This window comes from Pseudomonas sp. LAMO17WK12:I1 (assembly GCF_900177315.1).
Classification (GTDB): domain Bacteria; phylum Pseudomonadota; class Gammaproteobacteria; order Pseudomonadales; family Pseudomonadaceae; genus Aquipseudomonas; species Aquipseudomonas marginalis.
In genome coordinates this window covers 85382-98554 of the sequence record NZ_FWZV01000001.1, presented here as the reverse complement: position 1 = coordinate 98554, position 13173 = coordinate 85382, and the positions used below count along the sequence as shown (strand labels likewise).

Sequence of the window (13173 nt, the reverse complement as noted above, 5' to 3'; positions counted from 1 at the left end):
CTGGCGATAGTGCTACTGTCTACGCAGTCCCCCCGGAGCCTGCTGGATGCCCCATCAAACTTCAGTTCACCCCATCGCAACGCCTCCAGCCGCGCCAGGCGCTGAAGAACCGCGCGCTCACCCACCTATGTGGCATGGCAATCCGGACTTACCCACCTTTGGCAGCACTGGGGCGGCCATATTGGGTTTCTGTTTTGTGCTGCTTATGTTCCTGCCGGTCATAGGGGTGATGGTGCTGATCCTTTTCGGTCTCGAAGCGATGCAAGGCGCATCGTCCAGCGATGGGGCGAGTCTCACCACGTCGCCTCTCATCCTGTTCATGCTTGGTTTTGTTGTGCTCATGGGGCTGGTTTTCGCGTGGATGTTCTCTGCGTCCAGAGTGCTGGCCTTCACCTTTGACGAGAACCGGCAACTGCTTACTCTCACCGTCACCCGTCGCGGCCGTAAACCCGCCGAAGTGCAGGTGCCCTTCAGCGATATCATTTGTATCAGCCCTTACTTGCTCGCCAGTTATGACCGCCATGGCCATTTCAGCGTCGTGTGTCAGGGGCCGAGGGGCAAGGAGTTCGAATATCGATTGGCTGAGGGGACTTCTCTGGAAGACATGGAATTTCATGCCGCATGGCTGCGCGCAATAATAGGCGAACGGATGCATGAACCAATGAATCTGGACAAATGAACGAAGCACCTCCGAGCACTATCACCTTTCAATCGCATCGATAATTGCGCCGCCGTCAGCGCCATCCAGTAAATACCCACGGCGCCGAATGGATCGAAACATGCACCGGCAGTGCCACCTTGTGCCAGTTTGGGCGCGTCCATTCGTCTGTTGCCCGGCACTCTGGTGGGCATGGCGTTTCTCAACCTTAAGCACGGATATCCCGAGCCCAAGAACGGAGAGCCAGCATGGAAATCAATGAGAATGCCCCGGGCAACATTTCACAGCAGGCTGTTACGCGCGGCACGGACAACGAGACAGGGCACGACCCGAAGCGTGATGAGGATAAGATCCCGCTGCCGCCGGACGACGATGCACCCCTTGAGGAGGATATGTCTGATGTGGACGCTGCCGATTCAGTGGCGAGCGAACACCCTGACAACTGAGGTGTTTCAGATCAACGAACCCGGCCAGGGTGTCGCAGATGGCTGGGAATCCGAAGGCGGCTGTAAAGCCGCCTTCTGGGCGATGGCTACCGGGCGTTCAGCCCGTCGAGAAACTCGGTGTGTTGCAACGTCCTGGAAAACATCGGCAGCGTGAAGCGTTCGGCTGCCTGTTGTTGTTCGTCGGTGAAGGTCGCGGTGCAATCGATCAGGGTCACCACGTTATAGCCCTTCTCATAACCTGATCGTACCGTGCCTTCGACACAGCAATTGGTCAGGAAGCCCGCCACCACCAGGGTCTGGATGCCGTTGTTGCGCAGCACCAGGTCCAGGCCCGTGGTGGCGAAACCGTCCAGCCCGCGCTTGCCCTCCACGAGAATGTCGCCGGCTTCCCGGGTAATCGCCTCGCTGATGTCGGCACCCCAGCTGCCGGCGCGGAAAGCGCTGCCATCGGCAACGCCCTTGAGAATCCCGTAGTCGCGGGTGGTCAGCTCCGGGTAGCCCTCGGCGAACTGGATCGGCAGGTGGATGATCTTCACGCCGAGCGTGCGCGCCTGTTCAACCGTGGTGGCGGTGTTCGCGAGCATATTGGACGTGTGCATGACGTCCTTGACGGCGTCATGGAACACGCCGCCTTGGGTGGTGAAGTCGTTCTGGTATTCGATCAGCACCAGGGCGGTGGTGTGTGGGTTCATGTCGGGTCTCCGATAAGTGGGTCGAGCAACAAGCGTAGAACAGCAGGCAGGGTTGGGTGGGGCGGCAGTCAAACACAAAACTATGGCTAAGAGCGCCGCATCCGTTTACAGACCGCAAGCAAAGCGGGCACTTTGATACTATGCTCATTGCCAATGCGAGCCATCTACGGGTTTCAATGTTCGGCCGCCAAGGGCTCCGACCCTGGCAAAGTCATTGACGTTGGCGACAGCCGGTGGGTGGTCTTCAGGCGTTTTCAACGGCTCACGCAACAACCCGCACGCGGCATACAGGGAAACGTTCAATGCCTGCCCCACACCTCACCTGCTTGAAAATCTCCAATGTGGGGGCCAACGGCTCCAACCAGAACACGCCGTCGATCCAGGCTGTAAGCCGGAGCGGGTGGATAACTGTTGGTAAATGCCAAGCACGATGGAGAACAGCATGAACACCCAGTCGATCCACACGATCTTGAGGCGCTTCGCCGGCTGCGTGGCGGGGCTGGCGATGGTTGCCGCCAATCCGGCCCAGGCTGCCGCCGAGGGCATCGCCAGCGGCCCTACCGCGAGCTACAGCATTGCCTTCAGCAATTCCTACGCAGGCAGCGATTTTCGCAAGGTGATGGTGCGCAACTGGCAGGAAATTGCGCTCCAGGCGCAAAAGGAGGGCTTGATCCGTGAGGCTCCCGTCGTCAGCGCCAATAACTCGGCTTCGGAACAGGCGGCCCATATCCAGGACATGATCGTCAAGGGCGTCGATGCCATCGTGATCCTCGCTGCCTCCGACACGGCCCTCAACGGGGTGATCCGCGATGCCTGCAACGCCGGCATCGTGGTGGTCGTCATGGCCAGCCTGGTCACCGAGCCCTGTGTCTATACCGTGGATTACAACTGGTCCGCCATGGGCCGTGTGGAAATGGACTACATCGCCGAGCGCCTGAAGGGCAACGGGACATTACTGGAGATCCGCGGCATCGCTGGCGATGCCACGGATAAAAACATCAGCGATGGCATTCGCAAGGCCGCCAGCGACTATCCGGGCCTGAAATTCGTCAAGACCGTTTACGGGAACTGGACGGCTTCTGTCGCCCGCAGGGAAGTGACGCTGGCGCTGCCGTCGCTGCCCACCATTGATGCCGTGGCTACCCAGGGTGGCGACGGATATGGTGCGGCCATGGCGTTCAAGGCGGCGGGACGCCCTTTGCCGATCATTGTGATGGGGAACCGTCAGGACGAACTTGCCCTGTGGAAACAGGAACGCGATGCCAATGGCTACGAGACCGTCTCTGTCTCTGCCTCCCCGAGCGTCTCCCAGATGGGGTTCTGGGTGGCCCAGCAGATACTGGCGGGCAAGCAGGTGCCGAAGTTCGTCGAAGTGCCGCTGGTACGTATTGATGCCAAAGACCTGGACGCCTGGCTTGCCACTATGCCGGTGGGCGGTGCCGCCAATCCGTTCTACGGCCAGGCTTCCGTTGCGGCGATGATCGATGCGGCCATCAACCATACGGCGCCGCCGGCGCCTTTGCCGGAGGTGACGAAACAGTAGCGGCGGGCTAGGAGGCGAGGCCCCATGTTGACATTCAAATCAGCCACGGCCAGGCCCATTGCCGTCAGGATCGGCCTGGCGGTTGCCGCACTGGTGTTGCTGATGCTGGCGGTATCGCTCGTGAACCTCTACGGCCTGCGAGGCATGGTACGTGCGGTGGATTCCGCCAGCCATTCCGCGGAAATTCTGGCCTCGGTCAACGGGGCTACCGGGCGGGTGGAAAACTTCATTGCCACCCGCGACCAGGACAGCGTGTCCCAGGCCGAGGGCTTGGTCGCGACCGCTATCAACGGCCTTAACGCCATCCCGGCGGCAGAGGCGCAATCGCTCAAGGGCAGCCTGGAGAGGCTCGCTGCGGCGATCGCGTCCTTGCGGGCGGCGACCCTGACCATGGATGGCGAAACCGAGAATATGACCGCCCATTACGCCCGGATGCGAGAGGCGACGGCCCTCGTTGAACTGGGTATCGCCGCTGGGCTGAAGGGCCTGGACTCCCGCGCCGCCGACCACCAGGCGCGGGTGAGCAACGCCCAGAGCGCCCATCGCATCCTGGATATCCTGCGCAACGGCGAACGCATCATTACCGCCAATGTGGCCCAGGTGCTGGTGAGCGGTGATGGTGCCGCCGCCACTGCGGCGCGCAACGCCTGTGCGGCGCTGCCACCTGTGGTCGAGCAATTGCGTGAGTTGATGGGGGCGCCGCAACAGGTGGCGACCCTGGAACAGTTGGCGACGGCGGTGGCAGCAGCCAGCCTGGCGCTCGAGCAGCTTGGCGAGGCTCCCAGGCTCCGGGGCGGCGAGGCTTTGCGGCATCTGGGGGCTGTTGGAGGCGTGGCAGAGCGCCTTGAAGTCATGTTGGCTGAAGTGGACGAGCACATTGCCCATGACGCCAGTGACATTCAGGCCGCCATCGGTTTGCTGCAAAACGCCGCCGCGTTGTCCAAGCGTTTCGCCGAACGTGTTGCCACCCTGGAAGCGCAGACCTTGTCGTTTCGCCTGGCGCCGTCGGCCGAGGTCGCCAGCTCTGTAGGCGTCATCCTCGATGAACTCTCCCGTCTCGCCCGGGTTCTGCCATCGTCTGTGGGGCAGCAGGCCAGCGCTACGCCCCTGACGGTCAGCGATCAGATTGCTGGCTACCGGGCGGCATTTGCCGGGTTCCATCAGGCGAGCAACGCCTTGGGCGACGCGCGCGACCAGGTTCGTATCGAGGCACGCAGCGCTGGCCTGTTGGTTGCGCGCTTCGCAGGCGAAGCGCGTTCAGACGCCTTGGTCCACAAGGATCGCGGCATGCTGGCGACAATAGTCGCTGGCGCCGTCGCCATCCTGCTGGCCGGAGCCATTGCCTGGAGCACCTCGCGGTTTGTCGCGCAGCCCATCGTCGCCCTGGCTTCGGCCATGCGCCGGCTCGCTGCCGGTGACTTGACCGCCGAAATCGCCAGTGCTGGACGCGGCGATGAGATTGGGATCATGACTCGCGCTGTCCGGGTGTTCCAGGAGAATGCCTTGCGCATCCGGGTGCTGGAGGCCGAGGCCGAAGCCGAAAGACAGCAGGTGCAGGCCTCTCTGGAGAGAATGGTCGCCGAGCGGACCGACACGCTGCACCGGCAGACCGAGGTGCTGGAGGCGCAGGCGGTTGCACTTATTCAGGCGCGCAACCAGGCCGAGACGGCCAACCAGGCAAAGAGTGATTTCGTCGCCACGGTCAGCCACGAACTGCGCACCCCTTTGACCCTTATTCTCGCCCCGTTGGAGCAGCTCTCGGTGGCGATCACGCCGCCGACGGACTGGCGCGTGCAAATCGAGCGCGCACAACGAAACGCACTGCGCCTGATGAACCGCGTGAACGATATCCTTGACTTCTCCAAGGCCGAAGCAGGCAAGTTTGAGCTGTGTCCGGCGCCCGTTGATTTGAACAAGGCGGTGGGTGTGCTGGCCGAGGACGCCGCCATGGTGGCCAAGGGCAAAGGCTGCACCTTGACCTGCAGCATCGATCCTGCCCTCGGCACCGTGTTCCTGGACCCCCGACACTTCGAGAAGATTCTGCTCAACCTGGTGAGTAATGCCATCAAGTTCACCCCTGCTGGCGGTACGGTGCATCTGGCAGTCACTGCGCTTGATGACGAGCGATTTGAGCTCGTGGTGCAAGACTCGGGCATTGGCATCGCGCCTGACAAATTACTCCTGCTGTTCCAGCGTTTTTCCCAGATCGACAATTCCGCCACGCGGCATTACAGCGGTACAGGCATCGGCCTGGCCCTGGTCAAGGATCTGGTCGAACTGATGGGGGGCGAAGTCAGTGTCAACAGTGAGCCTGGAAAGGGCTCGTGCTTCCTTGTTCGATTTCCTCGGGGAACCGAGCAAGACACGGTGCCGACCGAAGCCGGTCATCTGCATGAGGGATCGTCACCCACCGCAATGATCACAACCGAGCAGCGCCACTTGCTGTTCGACGACGGCCGCCGTGGCAGTAGCAACGACCAGGCGTCCATGGCCGATGCAGACATCGAACGGCACCCGGAACGCACCTCGCAGTCCAGGGTCCTGGTGGTCGATGACAGCCCGGAAATGCTTGGCTACCTCAGCGAGCTTTTGCGCGACGACTACAGCGTCGTCACCGCCGCTGATGGAGAACAGGCCTGGGCCATGCTGCAGCGTCAACCGATCAATGTCGTTCTCTCGGATGTGATGATGCCGGAGCTTGACGGCTTTGGCCTGACCGCCAGAATCAAGGCGAGCGCCGGTTTTGCCCATCTGCCCGTCATCCTGTTGACCGCCCGCGGCGGCAGCGAAGCTTGCATCTCCGGGCTTGAGAGTGGCGCCGATGACTATATCGCCAAACCTTTCTCGCCATTGGAGCTCAAGGCTCGCGTACGCGCGGCGCTACGCATGAGCCAGGTGCAATCCGAGCTGAATGCGAAATCCCGTCAGGCGGGCATGGCCGAGATCGCCACGACGGTGCTGCACAATGTCGGCAACGTCCTCAACAGCGTGAACGTTTCGGCCGAGTTGGTCAGCAGCCAGATGCGCACCTCCAAGGCCCAGGGCCTGGGCAAGGTGGCGCAGATGATGAACGAACACATCCATGAGCTGAGCGATTTCTTCACCCAGGACCAGCGGGGAAAGATGCTGCCCGACTACCTGCTCAAGCTGGCGCAGGCGGTGGCGGCAGAACAGCAGGGCATCATCGAAGAGCTCGAGCAACTCACCAAAGGCATTGACCACATCAAGACCATTGTCGCTGCCCAGCAGTCCTATGCCGTTGCCGTCAGTGTCGTCGAGACAATACCGGTCTCGGAATTAATCGATGATGCCTGGCGCATGAGTGCCGGCTCACGGATGAATCAGGAGGTGACGGTGGTCAAGGACATTGCCGACTTGCCCCTGCTGTCGCTGGACCGGCACCGGGTGCTGCTGATTCTGGTAAACCTGATCAGAAACGCCAGGCAGGCGTTGGACGGCGTGGTCGATCGCAGCCCGTGCATCACGTTCAGCGCCTCCCTCATCGCTGACGGGGCAGTCTTGCGTATCACGGTGGCCGACAATGGCAACGGGATTACGCCAGAGCACCTGACGCGTATCTTTTCCCATGGCTTCACGACTCGCAAAGACGGTCACGGTTTCGGCCTGCACAGCTGCGCGCTCGCCGCGCAGGAAATGGGTGGCAGCTTGACCGTGCACAGCGACGGGGCAGGGCAGGGCGCAACCTTCATTCTCGAGACCCCTCTTGATGCGCCGCAGAGTAAGCGATGAGCATCGAACAAGCGCCCTATGGGCTGGGCCGTGGATAAAGTTCTATCAGGTTCGATTTTCAAGTCAGCTGTGCGCTCCCACTCAGTTCGAATCTCGCGGGCCGGTCTTATCAGCAACCATCATTTTTCCGTACTGGTCGTTTTCGCATCATTTGACGCCTCTTTTTGAAAGCGCAGCAGGGTATCGTGATACGTTTTTCTTCGACGATGGTCCGTGTCATAGCCGCCGTTAGCGGCGACAGTGCCGGCTTGAATATGGTCCAGGTAACTGAACAATCTTCGTGCTGACAGAAAGCTGATCGCATAACCCAGCTTGACCATCTTGTCTTGTAGCGCGTATCCCGGTACCCGGTTATCCATCATGAAGCGCAAGTTATGTTGTTTAATTACATCGCAGTTCCATAAGGTGCAAAAACTTTTCAAGTGGGTTTCTCTGAAAGGCTTGGGGTTTTTAGAGGGTAGCCCCACGTAACGCATGAGTGTTCGGTAGTGGTACTTCATCAGTCGAGTGCCGAACCGCCAGGCAGTTCTTAAAAAACCGCGATTGATCTGTTCTGTACAACCGACTGCCACTGTACGCGGCGTTGCAGTGCTTTGGCTCATCATCATACTGAACACATCGGTATCAAATACAAATGTGTCCGTATGAAGCAGGAATAAGTACGGAGTTTCAACATATCCCAAAATCAGATCAAGGGCTTTACCATGCGCGATATATCCGGCTTCTCGAGGGTGGGGATCCTTTCTACCAAGTTGATCCAATCAAGTGTCCGCAAGTAGTGGATGCTTTCATCGGCGGAACCGTTATCCACTACCCAGACCGGAACTTGATGGTATATAGCGTAGTCGCGTAGCAATCCTAAGCAAAGGCGTGTCATGTGCAGCGTTTTATAATTAACCAGGGCAATACTGAACAAGGCATGTTTTGCCGAATGAGCGTTGTCGTCAGGCATTAGTGAAACACTCCAGAATGATATATCGGTCGTGCGCCGTTTGCGACCCGGCCGGCAGGCTCGATGGGTCGCCATCACCTCATGAGTTGTCGGGGCAGGAGAGGCGCATTAGCCAAGCTTAATAGGTTGTTCTGTTTGGTAGCGTTAATTTATGGTTAAGGTGGGTAAATAACAGAGTGGGAAGTAACTCGAAGCGCTCGTGGTATTTACCATAACCTTACCGACTTCTGACATTTTTCAGGCTGGGTACGTCGTAAGCTTGTTCGTGATAGTGCGCAGTAGTGCTGGCACTGCGTAACCGATAAAAGTGGAGGTGGTTATGTTGAGTAAGCAATTCGCCAATGGCCCATGTGTGTCTCGGCAGCTGGAAATATCTGGCTTGCACCAAGACAGTCTTCAGGATCAATTACGTAAGCTCCTCGGTCATGGTTTTAATTTGATGTTATTTTGCAGCGGCGGCCAATATGGTGGTCGATACTGCCATGTGCAAATACACCATGACAAAAGTGGGATTGAGCTTGAGTTGCATGGCGTATTCGACGAACGCTTCGTGCATGAGGCGTGCCTGGCCATAGAGGAAATAAAGAAGCAAGTGCGCTTGGCGATAGGACCACTTCGAGGTATACCAGCACCTGCTCGGAGAAAAGTACATACAGCCCATTATTGACGAATTACACGGGCTGGCGAAGTTACGCCGCACACGCCAACGGCGGAGCAATCAACGGTCCCAATAGCGCGCTGGTCATGGGCTGCCTGCACGTCAAGTCAATCATTGGTGCTTTCTTCACCCCTGAGTTGGCGGCTCATGGCATCGCAGCTCTGCGACCACGAGGCCAGCCATTCCGGCATCTCTGGCGACCGTTCGGGCAGTCCCAGTTCTCGAACAAACTCGCTTGGCGGAACAATACCTTTCGCTGAACGAAATAGACCTCGCATTACGACAACGCCGATCACTCTGCCTTTGCTCACAAATCGATGCTCCATGAAGCTCCACTTGTCGTCCCAGCCAAGCATCCTTGTGTGGATTTCAAACGCTTCAAACAGTCTAAGCTCACGACGAAATTTACCCCAAGTGTCTCCGACGATGGGCAGCGCCTTTGCTCTAATAGCTACTCGATAGGCGCCACTGCGCAAAACGAAATCCATGCGTCCGACATCGGCCAGGGTGAAATATCGGCCGTTGGTGACATGTCGATTGAAGTCGAGGTCCAGTGGCCAGACGCGCATTCGGATGACGGTTGATTCCAGCGCTTTTGCCGGTCTGCGCCAAGGTCGACGAAGCAGCATGAGGAGAAGTCGAAACCAGAGATTCATAAAGACGCCGATAGTTGAATGATTGGCGTACTTTAAAGTGCTGAGGGGTGAGCCAGGTAGGTCCCTAAATGACTTAATTCTGCGCAAAAGTACATTCCGATCACTCATTCTATGGTTTAAGTTTTTCTAGCGGGTTTCGCAGGCGTCTATCGCGCTATCTGCGGCCTGTGGGTTTCGCGACCTTTGTCCGCCCGTTCTCGGCGATTGCCCAAGGTGCACCGCGAGTCGCTGGGGGGCGTCCTCCCTCGACCCCCTCCAGCAAGCAAGCACCCGAAAAGCTGCAACTGGACGGCTTTTAATCAGTGCCATCTATCTCAGGTCCTCTGTTAGATTAAATATATATAGCTTGCCGAGTGCAAAGCTGTTGGAAGTCATAAGAGGGTTAAAAGGTCAGGCACTAAGCTGCCTTGTGCGAAAAAGTGTCATAAATAAAATTTCTTTTGATTCAATGGGTGAGAACAGGCAGTCAGTAACTTTAAGAAAGTCAATATGCGAAACCATGAAGTTTTATTCATGTTGGTGGCTGAGGAGCCTTGATTTGCGATGCTTGATATTGCTGCAACCCTTCAAGTACATTTCATTTAACTTCCAGTATCAACGCTCACCAACAGGAAGTTACCTTCTTCCCGCGCGCATCAAGATGGTATTGATGCGGTTACGGCGATAGGAGCAAACTGGGTAGGCATATTTTCTGGTATCAATGAAACGTCACATAAATATCGAATTAGAAAATCAAAAGCACAGATACAAGATCTCATTAACCGAGGTGTACTGTATGCAAAATCACTGGGCCTGAAAGTTCGCTACGCCGCCCGATTATCGGCGAGTACAGCTTCGTACATACCGCAAAGCTTCATGTGACCGCCGGCTCCCGAAATAGAAACTGCTATCACTGGATAGACCCGGTTTACTTGAGCGAGTAAGCCGTGCCATGAATCTTATGCGAGCACCTCAACATGATGGGGCATGAGTGGTTGACAGGCGTCGGTCTGATTTTCCTTGGAATAATAACGGGATTCGTCGGGACCAACACCGGTGGCAGTGTGTTTTTGACCGTTCCGGTGATGATCTGGCTGGGGATTGCACCTCAGTCGTCGATCGCCACTGCGCGCCTGGCCTCGGTAGGCACCATCGTTGCCGGACTGCGGCACTTCCATAACCAGGGAAAGGTCGATTATGCGCTGGCCTTTCCAGCTGCGGTACTGGGGTTGGTTGGGGCTCTGGCAGGCGCGAGCCTGCTTCTTCAAATAGATCCCGCGCTGCTGCACAAGGTAATTGGCGGGCTGACATTGCTGCTCGTCGCACTGTCTCTTATAAAAAAACCTCGTAGCGGCGAAACACCTCCCTCAGCGATCAGACGTCTGTTTGGCTATATCCTCTTTATCCCCGTGGGAATGATCGGCGGGCTATTTGGTGGGCAAGCCAAACTCTCGACGTATTTATTCATTATCTTTTTCAGAAAAACCATCAGCGAATCGGTGGGGACCCGCAAAGTCGGTGGGCTGGTTCTCTCCGTGGGTTCATTACTGATTTTCGGCGTCAGCCGCCTCATTGACTGGCAGTACGGATGTTGCCTGATTATTGGCACGCTATTGGGTGCAAATGCCGGCGCGAAGTTTGCCTTAAAGAAGGGCGACCAGTGGATGGAAGCAGTTTTCAATCTAGTCGTGGTCGCGTTGGCATTGAGGATGCTGTTCTGGTGACCAGATCGGATGGGGACTCGCAAATACGTAAATGGCCTCACCTGTTTGCCAAGCCTTCATCCACAAATGGTCATGTCCTGTCTTTCATGTATTCGATCTCACAGGCTGTAGGCGTAAGCTTTGGGTTTTGCTTGCCTGGCGGCGGTATCAGGGAGTGCCAACTAGTACATCACCCAAAATCGAACTCAGGATGTACTAGAAAAATGTTGGGGTGAGTGAGTGTGGGGGACAAATGTTGGCAACAAAAAACCTGCACAAGGCAGGTTCTATGTGGGTTTCAGCGACTTCTTGGGAGGTCGTGGAACGTAATGATGGTGCCGAACCCGGAATCATAAAAAAAATAAGCTTTTGATATGTATAGAGTATTTGCGTTTTGTGTGCTGCTTCTATCCCTAAAAATATCCTAATTTTCCAGGTCTGCTGCGTGTTCGGATCCTGGTCATTTTGTGAAGTGATTTTAGTGAGTTTTTTATTGGAAAGTCCGAAAAAAGTTTGGCTGTAAGCGTCCGCCCGACACCCTCTTGCTGATCAGACCTTTGCCTGCTTCAACCTCTGATTGATCCACTCGCAGTCAAACGCCGTCGGATCGAACCCATCATCCCCATACCACTCCGACATTGCCTCATGCTCAGGGTGATTCGGATCCGCCAACGCTGCCAGAAAATCGTCATGCCCAGGTGCACCACCAATGTCTTCCAGCGGGCGGCACGCGAACGCAAAAACACCGTTGTCATCGCTGAAAGCCATTTCGTTTCCTGCTCACTGTTTAGTGCCCGATCGTGGCACGTAAGGCCGTATGACGTAGCAGAGCGATGCCAGTTGCGATTAGGGTATTCTTCATAAGTGAGAGTCCTGCCTCAGATTCAATCTATGCGCTTAACGATACCGAAGCGGCCGTTTTTAAAGTCGCTGGCACGGAGGACATCCGGGGCAGCTTGGTCGCAGCTGTAGGTCGAGTAGCTCACAGGGGGGATTACCAAATCGATCTGAGCTACGATTCGCGCAGCCTGAAGATGAGGCAACGATGTGTAGCGGCTTGGTTATCGCTTCATTTGAGACTTGGAGCCCCATGGAGAATCTGATATTCGCCTTGTGAGCAAAGTCATTCGCTTCGTCGTGGTAATTACCAGGAACGTCGCATAGCTGCTCCAGCTGACAAATCAATCCCCATGCTGACCGCAAATATAAGCGACACGCTGCGGCTGTGAACAACATATGGGCAAGTGAGCAGGCAAGTAAGCTAGGCTGTTCGCACGACAGTCCGTCGATATTCGATGGCCTGAAAATAAAGGCGCTATCAATGTCGAAGCATTTGCTGTTGGGCTGGACCCGTTCCTTGTGCGTGCTTGCTGCCTTGAGCGGCGCGGCCACCATGGCAGTTGCTGCCCCGCCTGAAAAAACCGCTACGGCGCCATCGGACATGCAATCGGTGTCCCTGGCAGGCGGCAAGCTGAAGTTCGTGCTGGAAGGCGTCGAGGCCCGTGCCTTGAACAGCGAGAACGGCGGCACGATGTACTTCGATCCGAAAAGCGAGCGGGCCATCATCGTTACCGAAGGTCCGGCGCCGACTGCGGGCACCACCCCGGACGCTGCGTTTCGCCTTGCCGTGGATACCTTGAAGGAAAAGCAGCAGGCCGCTTCACCCAACTTTCGCATGACCAGCGAGAAGACCATTCAGGTGAACGACTTGAAGATGTACCGCCTGGACGGCACCGACGATTTCAACGGCCTGAAACTACTGATGGCCTCGTTGATGGCGATGAACGATCAGACGATCACCATCATCGAAGTGATGTCCAGCGTAAACGACCCGGCCGGCCATACCGCTGCGTTGAAGAACATTCTGGGCAAGTAAACCGCAGGTTTCCGGATAGTAGGCTGTTGGCTTGCTACGGTCTGTCCATCACAAGGAACCCGTATGAGCTCGTGCGCAAAGCTTGCCCAACTCGGTCGTTCCATAGCTTTAGCGCAATATAAAACTCAATAAATAGCTTTGCCTGCACGCGCTGATCGGATTTCTGGTTCTAAAGGGAAACGCCACGATTTGGCTGCAGCACACTTGCGCTATAGCTTCGATACGAAGCTGCCTTCTAAACTGCGGACAGACTCCTGATA

Annotated in this window: 9 protein-coding genes and 3 pseudogenes; 8 read left to right on the top strand and 4 right to left on the bottom strand. The window is 56.8% G+C overall.

Annotated elements, in window-relative coordinates; all coding sequences use genetic code 11:
- The first annotated feature begins 46 nt into the window (after positions 1–46).
- Both B9N88_RS00495 and B9N88_RS00490 read left to right on the top strand, forming a co-directional pair.
- Positions 47–679, top strand: coding sequence for a hypothetical protein (locus B9N88_RS00495; protein ID WP_043293638.1), 633 nt, complete (start codon positions 47–49; stop codon positions 677–679).
- 227 nt (positions 680–906) lie between these two features.
- Positions 907–1104: a hypothetical protein gene (locus tag B9N88_RS00490; protein ID WP_027606646.1), complete on the top strand. Its 198-nt coding sequence runs from the start codon at positions 907–909 to the stop codon at positions 1102–1104.
- A gap of 86 nt (positions 1105–1190) precedes the next feature.
- Here the strand turns inward: B9N88_RS00490 and B9N88_RS00485 are convergent, their stop codons facing one another.
- A complete protein-coding gene (locus B9N88_RS00485; RefSeq protein ID WP_027606645.1) occupies positions 1191–1796 on the bottom strand; it encodes a cysteine hydrolase family protein in 606 nt (201 codons plus the stop codon).
- 442 nt (positions 1797–2238) lie between these two features.
- On the opposite strand from B9N88_RS00485, the gene B9N88_RS00480 reads away from it, so the two are divergent.
- The 4 genes and pseudogenes from B9N88_RS00480 to B9N88_RS33090 all read left to right on the top strand — a co-directional run bounded on the left by B9N88_RS00480 (position 2239) and on the right by B9N88_RS33090 (position 7089).
- Positions 2239–3339, top strand: a complete 1101-nt coding sequence (locus B9N88_RS00480) for an ABC transporter substrate-binding protein (RefSeq protein ID WP_027606644.1) — start codon at positions 2239–2241, stop codon at positions 3337–3339.
- A 24-nt stretch (positions 3340–3363) separates the two neighbouring features.
- Positions 3364–5676: pseudogene (locus B9N88_RS33100) on the top strand (ATP-binding protein); the annotation flags it as partial.
- A gap of 78 nt (positions 5677–5754) precedes the next feature.
- Positions 5755–6225 (top strand): annotated as a pseudogene (locus B9N88_RS33095) (response regulator transcription factor); the annotation flags it as partial.
- Positions 6226–7089, top strand: a complete 864-nt coding sequence (locus B9N88_RS33090; protein ID WP_371263383.1) for a sensor histidine kinase — start codon at positions 6226–6228, stop codon at positions 7087–7089.
- Between the two features lie 119 nt (positions 7090–7208).
- Here the strand turns inward: B9N88_RS33090 and B9N88_RS00470 are convergent.
- Positions 7209–8041, bottom strand: a pseudogene (locus tag B9N88_RS00470) (glycosyltransferase family 2 protein).
- 765 nt (positions 8042–8806) lie between these two features.
- Positions 8807–9355 (bottom strand): thioesterase family protein, encoded by a 549-nt coding sequence (locus B9N88_RS00460; RefSeq protein WP_027606639.1) that lies wholly within the window; start codon positions 9353–9355, stop codon positions 8807–8809.
- Positions 9356–10311: 956 nt separating this feature from the next.
- Between B9N88_RS00460 and B9N88_RS00455 the strand changes: the two genes are divergently transcribed.
- Positions 10312–11058 carry a sulfite exporter TauE/SafE family protein gene (locus B9N88_RS00455; protein ID WP_027606638.1) on the top strand — a complete coding sequence of 249 codons (747 nt, stop codon included), beginning with the start codon at positions 10312–10314 and terminating at the stop codon, positions 11056–11058.
- Between the two features lie 528 nt (positions 11059–11586).
- Here the strand turns inward: B9N88_RS00455 and B9N88_RS00450 are convergent.
- Entirely contained in the window at positions 11587–11805 is a 219-nt protein-coding gene (locus B9N88_RS00450) for an IS1096 element passenger TnpR family protein (RefSeq protein ID WP_027606637.1), read from the bottom strand.
- A gap of 553 nt (positions 11806–12358) precedes the next feature.
- Between B9N88_RS00450 and B9N88_RS00445 the strand changes: the two genes are divergently transcribed.
- A complete protein-coding gene (locus B9N88_RS00445; protein WP_027606636.1) occupies positions 12359–12913 on the top strand; it encodes a DcrB/PsbP domain-containing protein in 555 nt (184 codons plus the stop codon).
- The last annotated feature ends 260 nt before the right edge of the window (positions 12914–13173 follow it).

Excerpts from the sequence above, each read along its gene's own strand:
- B9N88_RS00460 (WP_027606639.1), bottom strand. The coding sequence starts at position 9,355 with ATGAATCTCTGGTTTCGACTTCTCCTCATGCTGCTTCGTCGACCTTGG.
- B9N88_RS00455 (WP_027606638.1), top strand. The coding sequence starts at position 10,312 with ATGATGGGGCATGAGTGGTTGACAGGCGTCGGTCTGATTTTCCTTGGA.
- B9N88_RS00450 (WP_027606637.1), bottom strand. The coding sequence starts at position 11,805 with ATGGCTTTCAGCGATGACAACGGTGTTTTTGCGTTCGCGTGCCGCCCG.
- B9N88_RS00495 (WP_043293638.1), top strand. The coding sequence starts at position 47 with ATGCCCCATCAAACTTCAGTTCACCCCATCGCAACGCCTCCAGCCGCG.
- B9N88_RS33090 (WP_371263383.1), top strand. The coding sequence starts at position 6,226 with ATGAGCCAGGTGCAATCCGAGCTGAATGCGAAATCCCGTCAGGCGGGC.
- B9N88_RS00445 (WP_027606636.1), top strand. The coding sequence starts at position 12,359 with ATGTCGAAGCATTTGCTGTTGGGCTGGACCCGTTCCTTGTGCGTGCTT.
- B9N88_RS00490 (WP_027606646.1), top strand. The coding sequence starts at position 907 with ATGGAAATCAATGAGAATGCCCCGGGCAACATTTCACAGCAGGCTGTT.
- B9N88_RS00480 (WP_027606644.1), top strand. The coding sequence starts at position 2,239 with ATGAACACCCAGTCGATCCACACGATCTTGAGGCGCTTCGCCGGCTGC.
- B9N88_RS00485 (WP_027606645.1), bottom strand. The coding sequence starts at position 1,796 with ATGAACCCACACACCACCGCCCTGGTGCTGATCGAATACCAGAACGAC.